The following is a 19219-nucleotide window of genomic DNA, read 5'->3' as shown; positions in this document are numbered from 1 at the left end:
TAAGTCCTTTAGTTATAGCACGAGCGCCCGCACCGCCTTCGCCAGCCTTTGCTCGACATAAAAAAGGCGCTGAGCCATATGGCCCAGCGCCCACAGCGCTTTGCGGCGTCCAGCCAAGGCGGGGCGGAACCGAGTCAGCCTCCTCCTCGCCAAATTCGCCCGTTTAGCGAATGTTGTAGAACGCAGACTTGCCGGCGTAGCGCGCGCTGCCCTCGAGCTCGTCCTCGATGCGGATGAGCTGGTTGTACTTGGCGATACGGTCACTGCGGCACGGGGCGCCCGACTTAATCTGGCCGGCGTTAACGCCCACGACCAGGTCGGCGATCGTGGAGTCCTCGGTCTCGCCAGAACGGTGGCTCACGATGCAAGCGTAGCCGGCCTCCTTGGCGGTCTCGATGGCCTCGAGCGACTCGGTGAGCGTACCGATCTGGTTAACCTTGACCAGGATTGCGTTGGCGGCACCCAGCTCGATGCCCTTCTTGAGGCGCTCGGTGTTGGTGACGAACAGGTCGTCGCCCACCAGCTGCACCTTGTTGCCAATGCGGCGGGTCAGCTCGACCCAGCCGTCCCAGTCCTCCTCGGCCATGCCGTCCTCGATGGAGATGATGGGATAGGTGTCGACGAGCTTCTCCCAGTAATCGACCATCTGGGCACTCGTGTACTCCACACCCTCGCCCTTGAGCTCGTACATGCCGGTCTCGGCGTTGTAGAACTCGGTCGATGCCGGATCCATGGCGTACATGAAGTCGACGCCGGGCTTAAAGCCGGCCTTCTCCACGGCCTTGGTGATGTACTCGAACGGCTCGGCATTGGTCTTGAGGTTGGGGGCAAAGCCACCCTCGTCGCCCACGCCGCCGCCCAGGCCTGCCTCGTGCAGCACGCCCTTGAGGGTGTGATAGACCTCGGCGCACCAACGCAGGCCCTCGGCAAAGCTCGGGGCGCCCACCGGCATGATCATGAACTCCTGGAAGTCGACGTTGTTGTCGGCATGCACGCCGCCGTTGAGGATGTTCATCATGGGCGTGGGCAGCAGATGAGCGTTGACGCCGCCCAGGTACTGATACAGCGACAGGCCCGCCGACTCGGCAGCGGCGCGGGCGACGGCCAGCGACACGCCCAGAATGGCGTTGGCGCCGAGCTTGGTCTTGTTGGGGGTACCGTCCGCGGCGATCAGCGCGGCATCGACGGCGCGCTGGTCGAAGGCATCGAGGCCCACGACGGCGTTAGCGCACTCGTTGTTGACGTGCTCGACGGCCTGCGAGACGCCCTTGCCCAGGTAGCGACCCTTGTCGCCGTCGCGCAGCTCGCATGCCTCAAAGGCGCCGGTCGAAGCGCCCGAAGGCACCATCGCGCGGCCGAAGCTGCCGTCCTCGAGCACGACCTCGACCTCGACAGTGGGATTGCCGCGGCTGTCGAGCACCTCGCGACCGTAAACGTCCAAAATATCGCTCATGTTGTCTCCCTCTCACTTGGAAACGGGTTGAATGCTTGGCGACACGGCTTGCACGCTACAGCGGCGCGCAGGTTCATAAGTTAGCCTTATCGCACTTTTTGCATTATGCCCTAAGTTAGCCGAGGGATACACTTGATTTTCGAAAAATTTAGCGGGAACGATGAGGCGTGTCAGCCCGTCGTTCCCGCAGTCTTACTCCTCCGCCTTTGCGGCATCCCACAGGTCGTTGAGGCCGTGGGTCGAAAGCTCAGCCAGATCCACATGGGCGTTGGCCGCCATCTGCTCCATCGCAGCCCAGCGACGGCGGAACTTGGCCGTGCTTGCGCGCAGGGCGCTCTCGGCGTCAATCCCCTCTTTGCGCGCAACGTTGACCAGGGCAAAGAGCAGGTCGCCAAACTCCATCTCGCGCTCGGGCGAGCCGGGCGCCTCGGCCTCAAACTCGGCACGCTCCTCGGCGACCTCGTCCCACACGTCCTGGACCGTCTCCCACTCAAAGCCCACGGCAGCCGCCTTGCGCGACACCTTCTGGGCCTGCATCAGCGCCGGCAGATGCGTGGGCACGCCGTCGAGCAGGCCCTCGGGCGCAGCCTCGCCTGCCGCCACGGCCTTGTCCTTGGCAGCCTTCTCGGCAAGCTTAACCTCGTCCCAGATCTTGAGCACCTCATCGGAGCTCTCGGCGTCCGCATCGCCAAACACGTGCGGATGACGACGGATGAGCTTGGCGTCGATATCGCGTGACACATCGGCAAGTGTAAACTCGCCGGCGTCCGCCGAAATCTGCGCATGCAGTACCACCTGCATGAGCACGTCGCCCAGCTCCTCGCGCAGATGCGCCACGTCGTCCGCCTCGATGCAATCGAGCGCCTCGTAGGCCTCCTCGATCATGTTCTTGCCAATGCTGCGGTGCGTCTGCTCGCGGTCCCACGGGCAGCCATCGGGCTGACGCAGACGCCAGATGGTCTGCACCAAATGCTGCAGCTCGGCCGACGCGTCGACCAGCGTGGACAGATCGCGCGAGCCCTCGGCATTTTGCTGAGCCATGTGCTGCGCCATGGTTATTCCTCCTCCAGGATCACGTGACGGAACGCACCGTCCTCGTAGATGCCGTAGCTGTGCGTACCGTCCTTGGGAATACTCACGCTGCCGGGATTGAAGAGCCACAGACCCGGGCGCGCCTCGCTTGCCTCGTTAACCTTGATATGCGTGTGGCCGTAGACGAGCGTGGAGCCCTCGGGCAGCGCGGGCGCGTGGTCGACGCTGTTGTGCATGCCGGCGCCAAAGACGTGGCCGTGCGTCAGGAACAGCTCGCGGCCGCTCTCGTCGAACAGCGTGGCGTAGTCTGCCATGACGGGGAAGTCGAGGACCATCTGGTCGACCTCGGCGTCGCAGTTGCCGCGCACCGCGATGATGCGATCGGCCAGGGCGTTGAGCAGCGGAATCACACGCTTGGGAGCGTAGTCGCGCGGCAGGTCGTTGCGCGGGCCGTGGTAGAGCAGGTCGCCCAGCAGCACGATGCGGTCGGGCTGCTCGGATTCGATGGCGGTGCAGAGGCGCTCGGCCCAGTATGCCGAGCCATGGATGTCGGAGGCGATGAGGTATTTCATGGGGAGTCCTTTCGGAGTGGGGTTGATAGGGGCTGAATACGAGGTCTGGCGGATATGGAGCCCATCTACCGTGTTACTCGAATCGCAGCGCCGCGCTCTGAGCCGCTTGCATCACGCGTTGGAGCGGCACGTCATGTTCGCGGGCAAGACGGGCGCAATCCTCGTACTCGGGAGCCGCGCGCTCGCTGCCGTCGGGCAGGGTCGCCACCTTAACGGATACCTCGCCCCAAGGCGTCGCTACCTGCTCAAAACGACGCGGCAGGCAGACGCGTTCCATCACCTGGCGACGAACGGCGTTGGTCGTGGTCTCCAAAAAGATAATCGTCTGTAGGCGCTCGATATCCTCGTGCAAGCAGATCACCTGCAACTGCCATCCGGGGCGGCCCTTTTTGCAGTAGAGGGGCAGCCAGTGCACCTCGCGGGCGCCGGCCTCGCGCAGGCGGTCGGCGGCATAAGCGAGTACCTCGGGCGACGCATCGTCGATGTCGCACTCCAGCTTGACGATGGTTTCGGGCGCATCGGTCTCGCGGGACAGCGGAGATGTACTTCCACGTTGCATACGGTCCGGATCCTTTCCGCACGGGCTCGTTTTATTCACCCAAACGCTAGCACATCGGACGTGGCACAGGCGTGACTTTCGTCCGTCGCCGCCCTCGCCCCTATCCAAACGTGTACGTCAGCCTCCAAACATGTCATTTTTTGCAGCTTTTGGAGGCTGATGTACACGTTTTGGAGCGGGGCCGCACACGATCAGAATTGCGCCCGCACTCCGTCCACCACAAAGTTCGCTGCACTCAACAATTTTGAACTTTCTACGCAGTTCATCGGCCAAAAAATTACCCTCGGCATACTTACAGGCTGCACGATGCTACTCTAGTTGCATTTGGCTAACTAAGCGGCTGCCGAGGACCCCGCCCGGCACCGTTACGGCATAGGAGGTTTCATGTTCGAGAAGCGGCTCTTCTCCCTGGTTCCGCAGGCAACGCCCTACATTATGGCAAGCGTCCTGTTTAAGTGGATCGCGCTCATGGCAAACATCACGGTGATGTGGATGCTTGCGCGCATCTTGGGCGGCATCGTCACGAACGGCCTTTCCGCCGCGCTCGCCGTCGATGCCCTCGCACAGGCGGCCTTGCCGCTCGCCGCCGCCATCATCGCGCGCACCGCCTCCATCTACCTGGCCCAACGCGCCGGCGACAGGGCCGCGTTCGAGGCCGTCCGCCGCGTGCGCTCGCTCGTCTACGACAAGCTCACCGCACTCGGCCCCTCCTACACCGAGACCGTCCCCACCGCTGAGGCCGTCCAGACCAGCGTCGAGGGCGCCACGCAACTCCAGGTGTACTTTGGCGGCTACCTGCCGCAGCTCTTCTTTGCCGGCTTGGCACCCATCACGCTGTTTGTGCTACTCGTGGGCCAGGCGGGTCTTCCCGCCGCGCTGCTGCTCGCCTGCGTTCCGGTCATCCCCGTCTCCATCATGATGGTCATGCGCAACGCCAAAAAGATCGGTGCCGAGTACTGGGGCAGCTATGTCGATCTGGGCGGCATGTTCCTGGAGGCCGTGCAGGGTCTCACCACCCTTAAGGTCTATCAGGCCGATCGCAGCTGGCACGAGCGCATCAACGCCGAGTCCGAGCGTTTCCGCACAGCGACCATGCGCCTGCTGGTGATGCAGCTGCGCTCCATTTGCGTTATGGACCTGGTCGTCTATATGGGCGCCGCGCTCGGCATTATCGTAGCCGCGCTGCAACTCGCCACGGGCAAGATCGGTTTTGAGGCTGCCTTCCTCATCGTCTTTCTGTCGCAGGAGTTCTTTTTGCCCATGCGCCGCCTGGGATCGCTGTTCCACACGGCCATGAACGGCATGGCCGCCTCGCGCCGCATGTTTGGCATTTTGGATACGCGCGAGCCCGAGCGCGGCGATGTTAAGCTTGACGGTCGCGGCGATATCGAGCTCGCGGGCGTGAATTATGCATACGGCGACCGCACGGTGCTGGACAGCGCCAGCGCGACCATTGCGCACGGCTCGCTCGTGGCACTCGTGGGCGAAAGCGGCGGCGGCAAGTCCACGCTCGCGGGGATTATCGCGGGCCGCAAGGGTGCCTACCGTGGCAGCGTTCGCATCGGCGGCGTCGAGCTGCGCGATGCCACGGCCGCCTCACTCATGCGCGCCGTCACCCTGGTGCCCACCAACGGCTACCTGTTTGCCGGCACCCTGCGCGACAACCTGCTGCTCGCCCAGCCCAACGCCACCGATACCGAGCTTTTGCGCGCGCTCGACCGCACGCGCGTGGCGGCCTTTGTGCAGGCCAACGGCGGACTCGACATGGTGATTAACGAGGGCGGCACCAACCTTTCGGGCGGCCAGCGCCAGCGCGTGTGCATGGCCCGCGCCCTGCTGCACGACTCGCCGATCTATGTGTTTGACGAGGCTACGAGCAACGTCGATGCCGCAAGCGAGGCCGCGATCGGCGAGGTCATCGCGTCGCTTGCCGGCGGGCACACTGTAATTGTGGTGGCACACCGCCTGTCGACAATCGTGGACGCCGATCAGATCCTGGTGCTGGAGCGTGGCCGTATTGCCGAGCACGGAACTCACGGCGAGCTCTTGGCCACCGCGGGCGCCTATGCGCGCATGTGGAACAGTCAGGAGCAGCTCTCGGCATATGCGTATGCGGAGGGTGGTGCCGAGGATGCCGGCGCGGTTGAGGCTGTTGACAGCAGCGCTGCCTGTACCGATGGCCTCAACGGTGCTGGCTCGTCTTCCGCTGCCGCGGCCACTGACTCCGGCCGCGCCCGTCGCTCGGCACCGTCCATCATGTGGCGCATGATGGGGCTCGTCCGACCGCTTGCCGGCTGGCTTGTGCTAGCCGTCGCGCTGGGCAGCATTGGCATGCTCACTGCCGCGTTCGTGCCGGCCTTTGGCGCCCTTGGCCTTATGGCCGCGCTGGGCAGCAACGCCTTGGGGCTTGGTCTGATCGCAGCATGCGCGGCCTGTGCCGCCTGCGGCATCGCACGCGGGCCGCTCCACTACGGCGAGCAGCTCTGCAACCATTACATCGCATTCCGTCTGCTCGCACACATTCGCGACCTGGTGTTTGGCGCCCTGCGCCAGCTCGCCCCCGCCAAGCTCGAGGGCCGCGACAAGGGCGAGCTCGTGAGCCTGGTCACCTCGGATATCGAGCTGCTCGAGGTCTTCTACGCGCACACCATCTCGCCCATTGCTATAGCTCTGGTCTGCACCGTTGTGTTTGAGGGCTTTTTGCTGGCTGTGAGCCCCGAGCTCGCGGGCATCGCGCTCGTGGCCTACGCGGTCCTGGGCGTGCTGCTGCCCCTGGTCTCGGCCAAGGCATGCGGCACCACCGGCCGCCAGAGCCGCGAGGGCGCCGGTAAGCTGGGCGCCTTTGTACTCGACAGTCTGCGCGGCGCGGGCGAGACCATCCAGTTTGCCGGTGGCACCGATCGCAGCCGTGCCCTGGGCAAGCTGACCGAGCAAGTCGGCGCCGTGGACGCGCGCCTCAAGCGCCGCCAGGCGGTCAGCGAGGCCGTAGCCGATGCGCTTATTCTTGCGGCTAATCTGGTGATGCTCGGGCGCGCGCTGCAGCTGGTGGCTGCGGGAACGATTGACTTTGCCGCAGCGTTTGTCGCCGTCTTTACCTTTGTGTCGTCGTTTGGCTCGGTGATGGCCGTGAGCCGCCTAGGCGCCTCACTGCAGGAGACGCTCGCCTCGGGCGCACGCGTGCTCGATTTGCTCGACGAGCGGCCCCAGTGCGCCGAGGTCACCGATGGACAGAACGTTGAGTTTGCCGGCGCCGCAGCCGAGCATGTGAGCTTTAGCTATGTGGGCGGCGTGGACGCGGGCGGTGCGGGCGCCACAGAGCAGGTCGCGAACGACACCGCTGCGAGTCTCATCCTCGACGACGTGACCTGCACCTTTGCGCCCGGTACCATGACCTGCATCATGGGGCGCTCGGGTTCGGGCAAGTCGACGCTGCTTAAGCTGCTCATGCGCTTTTGGGACCCCGCAGCCGGCACCATCACGGTGAGCGGCGTCGATGCCCGCCACATCAACACGGCGAGCCTGCGCAGCCACGAGGCCTATATGACCCAGGACACGCATCTGTTCTGCGGCACCGTACGCGAGAACCTGCTGGTCGCGCACGCCAACGCCACCGATGCCGAGCTGCTCGACGCTTGCCGCTCCGCCTCACTCACCACGCTCATCGACCGTCTGCCGCAGGGACTCGACACGCCCGTTGCCGAGCTGGGCGACTCGCTTTCGGGCGGCGAGCGCCAGCGCATCGGCCTTGCGCGCATCTTCCTCAACGACGCACCCTTCATCTTGCTCGACGAACCCACCGGCGCGCTCGATGCTCTCAACGAGGCAGCCGTAATGCAGGCCGTTGACGAGCTCAAGCGCCGCGGCAAGACCATTGTGCTCGTGAGCCACCGTGCCAGCACCTGCGCGTTTGCCGATTTCTCGCTTTCGGTCGAGCACGGGAGGCTGAGCTAATGGCGCGCCCAGTCGACACACCGGAGCTAGCACGCAAACGTGAGCGTGAGGCCCAAATGGTGTCGCAGATGATTGCGCTGTGGTGTCGTGGGCATCATGGCGGCGGGCATGCGGTCGAACAGACTGGCAACGATGAGCCCGTGCGCGTGAAGCTCGGCCTCCGGACCATTACGCTCTGCCCCGAATGCGCCGAGCTGCAGAAATACGCCATCGCGCGCATTGAGCACTGCCCGCACATGGGCACCAAGACATTTTGCTCGGCCTGTCCTTCGCATTGTTACCGGCCTGCCATGCGCGAGAAGATCCGCGAGGTCATGCGCTGGTCGGGACCGCGCATGATCCGCTATCGCCCCATCACCGCCGTGAGACACGCGATGGTAACGGTGCAGGCCAAACGCGCGGCGACACGAAGCAAGTAGTCGACGGCGCCGGCACGCGCCGCCTGCCCTTTCCAGTCGGTTTCGACTTGCAGCGTTCCCGCCGCACCGAGGCTGCGCCATTACAATGGAGCGGATTCACCAAATGCAAAGGAGTCGCCATGCCCGCATGCCCGCTGGTCGATTGCCACACCCATACCTCGTTTTCGGACGGCCATGCCACGTTTGAGGACAACGTCCGCGCTGCTGCCGCCGCCGGATGCCGTGTCATGGTCTCGACCGACCACCTCACCCTGCCTGCCAGCATGGATGCTAACTGCGAGGTGCAGGTCGTCGAGGGCGACTTGCCAGCACATCGTCTGGCCTTTGAGGACGCCCGCAAGCTCGCCGCGCAGATTGCGCCGGAGCTCGCCTTTATCTACGGTTTTGAATGCGATTGGTACGAAGGTTGCGAGCCTTTGGTTGAGCGCTGGTCCCAGGGCGCCGTGGTGCGCTTGGGCAGCGTGCATTGGATTGGCGACCCGGGCGATATCATGGCCGGCGCTGCGGGCACGGCGGGAACAGAGAGCGTCGCTCGCCCCGATACGCCCGACTCACGCTGCGGGTGGATCGACGACGATACCAACCTGCATGTTTGGGAAAACCTGGGCGTGCGCGGCGTATGGGAGCGCTATGTCGACGACTGGTGCCGCGCCTGCGAAAGCTCACTCAACTTTGACGTGATGGCCCACCCCGACCTGGTCATGCGCTTTTCGAAGGAAGGCTTTGCGCCCGATTTTGACCCGGCGCCGTTTTGGGAGCAGATGGCCGAATGTGCCCACGATACGGGTCGCCGCGTTGAGGTCTCGACCGCCGCACCGCGCAAGGGCTTGGACGACTACTATCCCGCGACCGGGCTTTTGCATCGCTTCGCCCATGCCGAGGTGCCCATTACCTTTGGCTCGGACGCACACCGCTCCTGCGATATCTGCTGGAACGTCCGCGAGGCTCAGGCCCACGCCTACGACTGCGGCTATCGGACCTTCGACATCCCCCACGCCACCGGCGAATGGGAGTCCACGCCCCTCGCCTAGACATCCCTTCATGAGTTGCGGTGAAATAGTTCCTGTTTATGGCCCTAAGACCGTCAAACAAGAACTATTCCACCGCAACTTCTATTTCATTGGCAACTCCCGAAAGACTGTCCCTAACGACTAGTCGCTTAAGAACGTCCCCAATGACTGCCAATGACTAGTGGCGGCGAGCGTTGAGCTCGCCGGCCAGCTCGTCGAGGGTGATGCCGTAGCGTTCGAGCGTCACGAGCAGGTGGTAGACCAGATCGCCGGCTTCGTAGCGGATGTGGTCGTGGTCGTTGTCCTTACAGGCCATGATGACCTCGCTCGCCTCCTCGGCAAGCTTCTTGAGCAGTTCGTCCTCGACGTCGGTCAGCAGACGGGCGGTATAGCTCTCCTCCAGCGACGCATCGCGACGGCCGTGAATCACCTCGGCCAGTCCCGTCAGCGTCTCGCCGATATTTCCCGGCTGCACGTTAGCTGTTCTGACTCCCATGGTTATTTCCTCTCGTTACTGCAGCGTAAAGTAGGTACCGGTCTCATCGAACCGAGGCTTTGCGCCCTTTTTCTCAAAGAACTCGACGATGACGGCATGAGCCTCATCGAGCCTTTCCTTCTCGGCCTCGAGCCAAAGCGACTGCGCCCCGCAGGCATCAGTCAGGTGCACGCGGCATGGCACGCCCGCGCGGAGGAGCTCGGTGTTGCAGTCGGCGACCTCGAACGGCGTCACAACTTTCATCGCACGCCCCCTTCCACGCGCTTAAAGAAGCAGGTACGGTTGCCGGTGTGGCAGGCCGGGCCTGGCGAGTCAACCTTGACCAGCAGCGTATCGCTATCGCAGTCGGCCCAGAGCTCGCGGACCTCCTGCATGTTGCCGCTCGTCGCGCCCTTGTTCCAGAGCTCCTGGCGGCTGCGACTCCAAAACCACGTGGTGCCGGTCTTGAGCGTCAGCCCCACCGATTCCTCGTTCATCCAAGCAACCATAAGCACCTCGCTGGTGTCATATTGCTGAACCACACAGGGAATGAGCCCACAGTCGTCGTATTTAAGTTCTGCCGCGGTTGTCACTTGCTCCATTTAGAAGTCCAATCTCACGGGGATTCCCTGGCTAGCCATGTATTCTTTGACTTCGCGAATGCTGAAGGTTCCAAAGTGAAAGACGCTCGCCGCCAGCACGGCATCGGCCTCGCCCTCAATCACACCCTCGGCAAAATGCTCGAGCGTGCCCACGCCGCCGCTCGCGATGACGGGAATCGGCACTGCGCGCGCCACGGCACGGGTGAGTGCCAGGTCGAAGCCAGCCTTGGTGCCGTCGCGATCCATGCTGGTGAGCAAGATCTCACCGGCGCCGCGACGAGCCGCTTCCTCGGCCCACGCCACCGCATCGATACCCGTGGCGTTGCGACCGCCCGCCGTAAAGACCTCCCACTTGTCGGCACCGGATGCGCCGGGCAGGCCAACGCGCTTGGCATCAATCGCCACAACCACGGCCTGGCTGCCAAACGCCGCGGCGGCCTGGCTGATCAACGACGGATCGCGCACGGCGGCAGAGTTAAGCGACACCTTGTCGGCGCCGGCGGCAACCATGGTCCGCATGCCCGCCAAGTCGCGAAAACCGCCGCCCACGGTATAGGGAATAGCGAGCTCCTCGGCCGCGTGCGCCGCCATCTCGATGGTCGTCGCGCGGTTGTCGCTCGTCGCGGTAATGTCCAAAAATACGACCTCGTCCGCACCCTCGCGGTCGTAGGCACGGGCCAGCTCCACCGGGTCGCCCGCATCGCGCAGGCTCACAAAGTTGACGCCCTTGACCACGCGGCCGTCCTTGACGTCCAGGCAGGGAATCACGCGTTTGGTAAGCATGGGCTACTCCTTCCCTCGGGCGGCGGCCAGCGCCTGGGCCAGCGTAAAGTTGCCCTCGTAGAGCGCACGGCCGGTAATGGCGCCCTCGATGGCGCCCTCGCCCACCGCGGCGAGCGCACGGATATCGTCGAGCGTCGAGATGCCGCCCGAAGCCACGACGGGAAAGCCCGCGACCTGCGCCACATGGCGATATGCTGCCACGTCGATGCCTGTCTGCATGCCATCGCGCGCGATGTCGGTGTACACCAGGTGCTTAAAGCCCAGCTCGGAAAGCTGCGCCACGGCATCGTCGAGTGCCACGCCCGCGCCGTCACGCCAGCCGTTCACCTTGACCTGGCCGTCGCATGCGGCGATGTCTGCCACCAGCAACTCGCCAAAGCCTTGGGCTGCCACTTCGGCAAAACCCGGCTCGGTCACCAGCACGGTGCCCAGTGCGATGCGGCGAGCACCATAGCCGGCCAGCTCGTCGATGCGCGCGAGCGAGCGGACGCCACCACCCACGTCCACGGACAGACCGTCGACGCCGCAGATGGCCTTAATCGCCGCCGAGTTGGCAGCGCACGCGTCCTCGTCCTCGCCAAAGGCAGCGGACAGGTCGACGACGTGCACCCAGCTCGCACCCTGCTCGGCAAAGGAGCGGGCAACGGCCACGGGGTCGTCGGAATATACCTTGCAGCGGCTGCGGTCGCCGCGCTCCAGGCGCACGACCTTGCCGTCGATCAAATCGATTGCGGGAAACAGAATCATCTGCCAACCTCCTCGACGATGCTCACGAAGTTCTTAAGGATGCGCTGACCCAGCGCGGAGGATTTCTCGGGATGGAACTGGCAGCCCCACACGTTGCCATGGCGCACGATGCACGGAAAGCTCCGCGTATAGTGCGTGCGCGCCAGCACATCGGCGGCATCGGCGTCGTCACCCACCGCGTAGCTGTGGGTGAAGTACATGTTGGCACCCTCGGCAAAACCGGTAAGCAGTGGATCGGCCGCACCGGCGGGCGTCATGTGCACCTGGTCCCAGCCCACATGCGGCACCTTCAGGCGGCTCGACTCCAGGCGCGTGCACGAGCCGCGCATAATGCCCAGGCCATCGACCCAGGGGCCACCGACCTGCTCGGAGGCATCGTCGTCCGCGTCCGCACCCTCGTCCGCCGGCACGCCCTCGTCGCCACGCTCAAAAAACAGCTGAAGGCCCAGGCAGATGCCGAGCAGCGGAGTTCCGGCAGCAACGGCGTCGAGCACCGCGTCCGCCTCGCCGCTCTGACGCATAAAGGCGATCGCGTCATAGAGCGCACCCACGCCCGGGATGACCAGGCCGTCGGCGTTGCGGATCTGCTCCGGATCGTCCGACGTGCAGGCGGCAGCACCGGCGCGCGCGAGCCCGCGCACGACGCTCGACAAGTTGCCCTTGTGGTAGTCAACCACCACGATCTTCGGTTCGCCCACGCGACCCTCCCTTATCTCATTCAAAACCTGCCAAAAAGGGACAGGTTTATTTTGGTCGGTTAAGCGTTCACCCACCACATGAGACAGCATTCCCGCAGATAAAACCTGCCAAAATAAACCTGTCCCTTTTTGGCAGGTTACAGTGAGCCCTTGGTGCTGGGGATGCCCTGCACGCGGGGATCGAGCTCGCAGGCGCGGCGCATCGTGCGGCCCACGGCCTTAAAGGCGGCCTCGATAATGTGATGCGAGTTGCCGCCTGCCAGCTCGCACACGTGCAGCGTGAGTTTGGCGTCGCGCGAGAAGGCATAGAAGAACTCGACGGCCAGCTCGGTATCGAAGGTACCCACGCGCTCGGTCGGCACGGGCAGCTCGCAGTAGGCCTGCCCGCGACCCGAAATGTCCACGGCGGCCATCACGAGCGTCTCGTCCATGGCAATCGCCGCATCGGCAAAGCGCGTAATGCCCGCCTTGTCGCCCAGCGCCTGGCAAAACGCCTCGCCCAGCACAATGCCCGTGTCCTCGACGGTGTGATGCGCATCGACCTCGACGTCGCCCACTGCGTGCACCGTCAAATCAAACAGGCCATGGCGGCCAAAGGCGTTGAGCATGTGGTCGAAAAACGGCACGCCGGTCGAGATATCGCACACGCCGCTTCCGTCCAGGTCGAGCTTGACGACAATATCGGTCTCGCCCGTCTTGCGGGTCACCTCGGCATAACGGCCCATCTACATCTCCTCCTTCACCAGCGCGGCAAACGCAGCCAGCACCTCGTCGTTTTCCCGCGGCGTACCCACGGTAATGCGAAGACAGTCCGCAAGGCCCAGCGCATAGCTAAAATCGCGCACCAAAATCGAATACTCATCGCGCAGACGCTCGCGCACGCGCGTGGCATGCGGCGTGCGCACGAGCACAAAGTTGGCCGCGCTCGGCCACGCCTCCACGGGCAGACCCTCGGCAGCCATCGCGTGCAGGGCGCACAGCTCGCGCTCGCGCTCAGATGCGACCTGTGCCACCACGGGCGCATAGGCATCACGGGCACGCACGCAGGCAAGCGCGGCGGCCTGGCTCAGCACGTTGACCGAATAGATCTGGCGAATCGCCGCGAACACCTCGATAACCTCGGGCGCCGCGATCACGTAACCCAAGCGTGCGCCGGCGGCGCCAAACGCCTTGGACAGCGTATGCAGAATCACCAGGTTGGAATGCTCGGCGATAAGGCCTTGCGCCGTGGTGGCCGCGCCAAACGAATCGTCGGCAAACTCAACGTAGGCCTCGTCGACCATGACCATGCCGGGACACGCATCGCACAGGGCCGCGACAAAGTCGAGCGGCGCCACGTCGCCCGTGGGATTGTTGGGCGAGGTCACGATCGCCAGGCTGCACTCGGGCGCCGCCGCAAGCACGGCTGCCTGGTCGAGCTCAAAGCTCGCCGGGTCGCGCCACACGTCACGCACCTCGGTCTGGCACAGAGACGAAAAGAAGGCATACTCGCTAAAGCACGGCGGGCAGTTGAGCAGGGTTCTCCCCGCGCCGCCAAACGCCAGCAGATAGTTATAGAGCAGCTCGTCGCCGCCGTTGCCCACGCAGACATTCTCGCGCGCCACACCATGCCAAGCGGCAAGCTCGTCGCGCAGATCGTTGGACATGGGATCGGGATAGCGGTTGAGCGGCGTGGCAGCCAGGGCGGCGTCGACCGCCTCGCGCACGCCAGCCGGCACGGGATAGGTGTTCTCGTTGGCCGAAAGGTTGATGCGCGTGGGCGTAAAGTTGGGATCGTAGGGCTCAATACCGGCCAGGTAAGGCTGGACGAGCTCCTTCATGCGAGGCGTGAGTTCGGCCATATTAGGCCTCCCCGCCGGTTACGCCAGCGCCATCTGCGCCTGCAGCCGCCAGGTCCACGCCCTCGGCAACCGTCGCCACGGCGTCGCCCGGCCAGGCAACCTTGGTCAGGTCGGCCGCGGCGAGCGACTCGGCGCTCACGGCATCCTCGCCCTGCTCCAACACGCGGCGACGCAGTGCGGCCGAAAGCGCGTGCGCCCACAGGCCCTCGGCCTCGGCCAGACGCTGCGTAGCGGGAGCGTCGGAGAGCAGGCCCTCGGACGTATAGCATATAACGCTCGAGCGCTTAACGAACTCTTCGACCGAAAGCGGGTTGGAGAACATGGCCGTGCCGCCGGTCGGCAACGTGTGGTTGGGACCGGCAACGTAATCGCCGAGCGGCTCGGAGCTCCAAGCGCCCACAAAGATGGCGCCGGCGTTGCGAATGCCGCCGAGCAGGCCCATCGCATCCTTGCAGTGCAGCTCAAGGTGCTCGGGCGCCACGGTGTTCACGGCCTCGACGGCGGCCGCCATGTCGGCGGCCACCACGATGGCGCCTTCGTTATCGAGCGAAGCGCACGTAATCTCGGCACGCGGGGACTGCGCTACCAGAATGTCGATACCCGCCTCGACCTCACGCGCAAACTGCTCGTCGCAGGTCACCAGATAGCAGGCCGCCAGCGGATCGTGCTCGGCCTGAGCCATCAGGTCGGCCGCGACCACCATAGGCTTGGCCGTGGCATCGGCCAGCACGCAGACCTCGGAGGGACCGGCGACCATGTCGATACCCACGTCACCCGAGACAATCTGCTTGGCAGCGGCAACAAAGGCGTTGCCCGGGCCGGTGATTTTGTCGACGCGCGGAATGGTCTCGGTACCGTACGCCAGCGCGGCCACGGCCTGGGCGCCGCCCACCATATAGATTTCGTCCACGCCGCCGAGCTTGGCCGCCGCGAGCGTATACGGGCTAATCAGTCCATCCTTTTGCGGCGGGGTCACCATGACCACGCGCTCAACGCCGGCAACCTTGGCGGGAATGGCGTTCATAAGCACGGTGGAAGGGTACTGCGCGCGACCGCCCGGCACGTAGATGCCGGCCGCAGCAAGCGGGGTCACCTTAACGCCGAGCATCGTGCCGTCTGGGCGCGTGGTAAACCAGCTCTGCTCGACCTCGCGCTGGTGGAACTCGCGAATCTGGCGCGCAGCCTTTTCGAGCGCGGCGACAAAGGCCGGATCGAGGCCTTCGAGCGCGGCATCGATCTGCTCCTGCGGAAGACGGAAGCTCTGCAGCTCAACACCGTCAAAACGCTGGCAGTAATCGCGCACCGCGGCATCGCCGTTGGCACGCACGTTGGCCACGATATCGCGAGCGGCGTCGACGATGTTTTGCGGCAGCACGCCCTTACGGTTGAGCTGGTTGGTAACGAGGCGCTCACCGGGAGCAAGCTTGATGGTCTTCATTTCGGTATCCCCTATCGGTCGAGGTTGTGTTCGAAAAACGAGAGACCGGGCGGCGGCGCCAGTCGGCCCGCCGCCCGGACGTTGGGGCGCCCGTGCGTGCTCGCGCTATTGTGCCGAGCCCGCAACGGGCTCAAAATGCTTGTCCTTCACGGCTGCCGCCAAGCGATCTGCCAGATTGCGTACGCGCGGATCCAGACGTGCGGCACCCGGATTGACAAAGAAGCGGGCCGTGCAGTCCATAATGCGACCAGTAATAACGAGGTCGTTATCGCGCAGCGTAGCGCCCGTGGCGGTAATATCCACGATGCGATCGGTCATGCCGACGATGGGACCCAGCTCAATGTTACCGTGCAGCGAGACGATATCGGCGTTCACACCGCGCTCGGCATACCAGGCGCTCGCGATGCGCGGATACTTGGTGGCCACGCGAAGCGACCCGCGGCGGGCATAGTTGCGCTCGGCCTGGCCGGCGCGCCACGCGGGCTCCGCCTCGATAAAGGTGCACAGGCCGTAGCCCAGATCGACCAGCTGCAGCAAGTTGAGGTCGGCCTCGATAAGCGAGTCCCAACCGCAGATGCCGCAATCGGCACCGCCGCAGCCCACAAAGGCGGGCGCATCGCTGGGGCGCACGATGACAAACTCGATATCTCCGACCGCGCCCTCACCGGCACGCGTGTCGCGGCCGCGCACGATTAGGTGACGGCCCGGATCGCGCAACTCAGAGACGTCCAGGCCCGCGGCTTCGAGCACGTCGAGCGTATCGGCCTTGAGCGAGCCCTTGGGCACGGCGATGCGCAGCGGGCCCTCGGCGCCACGGCCCGCGGCGTGATCGCCATCGGAAGCAGCGTCCTCGGCCGAGGTGTGCGCAGCCTCCAGACGCTCGAGCGAAAAGGCGAAACCCGCCGCCGGTACCTCGATGCCGTCGCCAAATGCGCCGGTAAAGATGGAGTCGTAGCGTCCACCCGAACCGACCGGATCGGGCAAGCCACCGGCATAGGCCTTAAAGACCAGACCCGTGTAGTAATCGAAAGAGTTCATGATGGAGAAGTCGAATGACAGCACCTGGGCGTCCTCGGGTGCCAGGCCCTCGACCAGGGCACGCAGCTCGCGCGTCAGCGGCGCGACGATACCGGCGGCCTCCAGCAGCGCGTCCACGCGGTCGAGCACCTCGGCACCGCCGTGCAGACGCGGCAGCTCGCAAATGGCGGCCTTGACGGCATCGGACTCGACGCTTGCCGCCACGCGGGCATCGAGGCCCACAAAGTCGTTGGCGTGCACGCAGCGCAGGGCATCGGCGGCCAGTTCGCGATCCTCGCACGCCGCGAGCAGCTCCTTAAACGGACGCACGCTACCTGCGATAATGCGTGCATCGGGCAGTACCAGCTTACGCACGGCCTCGGCCACGAGCGAGACAATCTCGACATCGCCCGCGGTATCGCCCGCACCGATAAGCTCAAAGCCCAGCTGTGTAAACTGGCGCGAGCCGCCGGCATTGCGCTGGCACTCACGAACCACCGGCGCCTCGTAGCGAAGGCGCAGGGGCAGGTCGGCCGCGCGCATGCGGGTCGAAACCAGACGCACGATCGGCAATGTGTTGTCGGGACGGACCACCAGCAGGCGGCCATCATCGTCAAAGAGCTTAAACGGCGTGTCCGCAATGCGGCCGCCCTCCTCGAGCGAACCCTTGTCCTCGAGCAGCGGCGTTTCGACCGGCAGGTAATGATGCTCCCTAAAGCAGCCCTTCACCGTCAGCGCAATCTCCTCGCGCGCCTGAGCCTCCTCGGGCAATATGTCCCGGAATCCCCACGGTGTGGCCGTCATCTGGTGAGCCTCCTCATGCTGTGTTTCATATAGAACGAAAGACCGGCATAGCTCCGCCGGTCTTCTGGGTACTTTAGCATACTAGAGTGTTTGCGGGGAAAATCGTTCTCCTCGGCTCATAGCGTATTCATTTGGAAACATAGGGGAAAGCGCGTCCCGCCCGCCAGCCAAAAACTGGGATGCGGTTTCCGGTTGAGGTCCTCAGCGGAAAGTGTGTCCCATTCTGAGCGCCTGTTCTGGGACGTGCTTTCCGCCAGAAGCCTCAAGCGGAAAGCACGTCCCGTTTCTCAAAAAGCGTCAAACGCCAACTCGGCGCCCTGTCCCACTTAGGCGCCAATCGCACGACGATACTCTGCCATTACCTGCGCATCGGCAGCTGCGGGGTCGGCAAAATAGCGCCAGTCATAGGTCTCGGCCGAAACAACTCCGCGATAGCCGCGTGCCACCAGCCTATCCAGGTCGGCGCGCATATCGCGGTCGCCGTCACCCCAGGCAAGATGCGTCGTGCCATCTGCCGCAATATCGACAAAATGCACGTGGGCGACATCATCGCCAAGCAGATCGAAATAATCGTCGATGGTATCCCCCGCCACCGCCATAGCGCCCAAATCCAGACATGCCTTAAGTGCCGGATGATCAACTGCCTCGATCATGCGCTTCGTATCGGCCGCCGAGTTCACGATCATCGACTCAACCGGCTGTAGGGCCTCGAGCACCAGTCGCACGCCGCGCTCTCCCGCATGCTCGGCAATCGCACGCAGCATCGAGGCGCTGCGACCCCACGCGTCCTCGATCGGCTCGTTCAAAAATGCCCAGCCGCTCGAGACCATGACCTGCTCGGCTCCAAGTTCCGCCGCGATATCCACAACGTTCTTAAAGTACGCGAGCGTGCGGGCACGCGCCTCATTCCCGCGCGCCGCGATATTCCACGGCTTGGGGTTGTTCTGTTCGGGACAAAGCCCCACAATCCGAACCCCATACCGCTGCGACAGCTCCCGCACCCGCTCGAGCGAATCGTATCCATGGCAATCGACATACAGATGCATCGCCCCGGTCCAAAGCTCGCAACACGTGTAGCCCGAAGCCGACACCGAAGAAAAGAACTCCTCAAGATCAAAGTAGCGATGGCTGATATTCATAACGGCAAGCTGGGGGTAGCTCATAATTACTCTCCAACCCAAACGGGGCCCCGTTCCATATAGGAGCGGGGCCCAATTACACAAACGTTATTTGCTCTTAGTAATCGAACTGGTGATAGTAACGACGATAGTTGAGGTTGTGCTTGGTGACCGTCTCGTAGTAAGCGGCAAGGCGATCGGTGATCAGCGAGGAGAGGATCCACGGGGAGACGATGACGCGGAACTCGTCGTCAAGGCCGGGGATCGCGAACTCGGCGGTGTCGATGATGTTGATGTCGGTGTCGCCGGTCACACCGCGGGTCAGGAAGGCGCGGACGCGCTCGTCGAGCTTGCGGTTCTCGTCCTCGCCCATGAACAGGAAGACCGGGACGCCGGGCTCCACGAGCTCGAGGGTGCCGTGGAAGAAGTCGGCCGAGGTGATGTAGCGGGTGCGCTTCCACTGCATCTCCTCCAGGATGCACATCGAGAACAGGATGGTCTCGCCCCACAGGGCGCCGGAGCCGATGAACATGGTGTAGGGGGCCAGGGCGTACTTCTTGGCGAGCTCCTCGGCGCGCGGCTCGAAGCTCTTGCGGATGTCGACCAGGTGGGTCCAAACATCCTTGGTCTGCTCGATGAACTTATCGAACTGCGGGAAGCAGCCGCGGCGGTTGAGCAGGCGCAGGCCGAAGCAGTCGGC

At 64.2% G+C, this 19219-nt stretch carries 19 protein-coding genes; 3 read left to right on the top strand and 16 right to left on the bottom strand.

The window, feature by feature from the left end:
• Window positions 1-163 precede the first annotated feature (163 nt).
• The 4 genes from eno to larC all read right to left on the bottom strand — a co-directional run bounded on the left by eno (window position 164) and on the right by larC (window position 3616).
• The gene (eno, locus tag DWW12_RS05840) at window positions 164-1453 is read right to left on the bottom strand and encodes a phosphopyruvate hydratase (protein WP_117855449.1); all 1290 of its coding nucleotides are present in this window, start codon (window positions 1451-1453) and stop codon (window positions 164-166) included.
• 192 nt (window positions 1454-1645) lie between these two features.
• A complete protein-coding gene (gene mazG, locus DWW12_RS05835; RefSeq protein WP_117855448.1) occupies window positions 1646-2506 on the bottom strand; it encodes a nucleoside triphosphate pyrophosphohydrolase in 861 nt (286 codons plus the stop codon).
• 2 nt (window positions 2507-2508) lie between these two features.
• Window positions 2509-3057 carry a phosphodiesterase gene (gene yfcE, locus DWW12_RS05830; protein ID WP_117855447.1) on the bottom strand — a complete coding sequence of 183 codons (549 nt, stop codon included), beginning with the start codon at window positions 3055-3057 and terminating at the stop codon, window positions 2509-2511.
• Between the two features lie 73 nt (window positions 3058-3130).
• Window positions 3131-3616 carry a nickel insertion protein gene (larC, locus tag DWW12_RS05825; protein ID WP_117855446.1) on the bottom strand — a complete coding sequence of 162 codons (486 nt, stop codon included), beginning with the start codon at window positions 3614-3616 and terminating at the stop codon, window positions 3131-3133.
• Window positions 3617-4000: 384 nt separating this feature from the next.
• Between larC and DWW12_RS05820 the strand changes: the two genes are divergently transcribed.
• From DWW12_RS05820 to DWW12_RS05810, 3 genes are all read left to right on the top strand, one after another.
• Window positions 4001-7567, top strand: a complete 3567-nt coding sequence (locus DWW12_RS05820) for an ATP-binding cassette domain-containing protein (protein WP_117855445.1) — start codon at window positions 4001-4003, stop codon at window positions 7565-7567.
• Window positions 7567-7986, top strand: coding sequence for a nitrous oxide-stimulated promoter family protein (locus DWW12_RS05815; protein ID WP_117855444.1), 420 nt, complete (start codon window positions 7567-7569; stop codon window positions 7984-7986). Before DWW12_RS05820 ends, DWW12_RS05815 begins: the two co-directional genes overlap by 1 nt.
• Window positions 7987-8105: 119 nt before the next feature.
• The gene (locus tag DWW12_RS05810) at window positions 8106-9017 is read left to right on the top strand and encodes a PHP domain-containing protein (RefSeq protein ID WP_117855443.1); all 912 of its coding nucleotides are present in this window, start codon (window positions 8106-8108) and stop codon (window positions 9015-9017) included.
• Window positions 9018-9174: 157 nt separating this feature from the next.
• On the opposite strand, the gene hisE is transcribed toward DWW12_RS05810, so the two are convergent.
• From hisE to DWW12_RS05750, 12 genes are all read right to left on the bottom strand, one after another.
• Window positions 9175-9492, bottom strand: a complete 318-nt coding sequence (gene hisE, locus DWW12_RS05805) for a phosphoribosyl-ATP diphosphatase (RefSeq protein WP_117855442.1) — start codon at window positions 9490-9492, stop codon at window positions 9175-9177.
• A 15-nt stretch (window positions 9493-9507) separates the two neighbouring features.
• Window positions 9508-9735 (bottom strand): hypothetical protein, encoded by a 228-nt coding sequence (locus DWW12_RS05800; protein WP_099432266.1) that lies wholly within the window; start codon window positions 9733-9735, stop codon window positions 9508-9510.
• On the bottom strand, window positions 9732-10073 hold the full coding sequence (hisI, locus tag DWW12_RS05795; protein WP_117855441.1) for a phosphoribosyl-AMP cyclohydrolase: 342 nt from the start codon (window positions 10071-10073) through the stop codon (window positions 9732-9734). The genes DWW12_RS05800 and hisI overlap by 4 nt, the downstream gene beginning before the upstream one ends.
• Complete coding sequence (hisF, locus tag DWW12_RS05790) at window positions 10074-10856, bottom strand: imidazole glycerol phosphate synthase subunit HisF (RefSeq protein WP_099432268.1); 783 nt, start codon at window positions 10854-10856, stop codon at window positions 10074-10076.
• A gap of 3 nt (window positions 10857-10859) precedes the next feature.
• Complete coding sequence (locus DWW12_RS05785) at window positions 10860-11603, bottom strand: HisA/HisF-related TIM barrel protein (protein ID WP_117855440.1); 744 nt, start codon at window positions 11601-11603, stop codon at window positions 10860-10862.
• Window positions 11600-12301, bottom strand: a complete 702-nt coding sequence (locus tag DWW12_RS05780; RefSeq protein WP_233544244.1) for an imidazole glycerol phosphate synthase subunit HisH — start codon at window positions 12299-12301, stop codon at window positions 11600-11602. Before DWW12_RS05780 ends, DWW12_RS05785 begins: the two co-directional genes overlap by 4 nt.
• 137 nt (window positions 12302-12438) lie before the next feature.
• Window positions 12439-13026, bottom strand: a complete 588-nt coding sequence (hisB, locus tag DWW12_RS05775; protein WP_117855438.1) for an imidazoleglycerol-phosphate dehydratase HisB — start codon at window positions 13024-13026, stop codon at window positions 12439-12441.
• Window positions 13027-14142 carry a histidinol-phosphate transaminase gene (gene hisC, locus DWW12_RS05770; RefSeq protein ID WP_117855437.1) on the bottom strand — a complete coding sequence of 372 codons (1116 nt, stop codon included), beginning with the start codon at window positions 14140-14142 and terminating at the stop codon, window positions 13027-13029.
• A 1-nt stretch (window position 14143) separates the two neighbouring features.
• Window positions 14144-15580 (bottom strand): histidinol dehydrogenase, encoded by a 1437-nt coding sequence (gene hisD / locus DWW12_RS05765; protein ID WP_117855436.1) that lies wholly within the window; start codon window positions 15578-15580, stop codon window positions 14144-14146.
• Window positions 15581-15685: 105 nt separating this feature from the next.
• Window positions 15686-17401, bottom strand: a complete 1716-nt coding sequence (hisG, locus tag DWW12_RS05760) for an ATP phosphoribosyltransferase (protein ID WP_117855435.1) — start codon at window positions 17399-17401, stop codon at window positions 15686-15688.
• 326 nt (window positions 17402-17727) lie between these two features.
• Window positions 17728-18564, bottom strand: a complete 837-nt coding sequence (locus tag DWW12_RS05755; protein WP_117855434.1) for a sugar phosphate isomerase/epimerase — start codon at window positions 18562-18564, stop codon at window positions 17728-17730.
• Window positions 18565-18637: 73 nt separating this feature from the next.
• The coding region (locus DWW12_RS05750) for an SIS domain-containing protein (RefSeq protein WP_369832422.1) at window positions 18638-19219 on the bottom strand (582 nt) is incomplete at its 5' end.

It is taken from the genome of Collinsella sp. AF14-35 (assembly GCF_003464565.1).
Lineage (GTDB): Bacteria > Actinomycetota > Coriobacteriia > Coriobacteriales > Coriobacteriaceae > Collinsella.
Note: the sequence above shows the minus strand (reverse complement) of the source record. Positions and strands in the feature narration are given on the sequence as shown.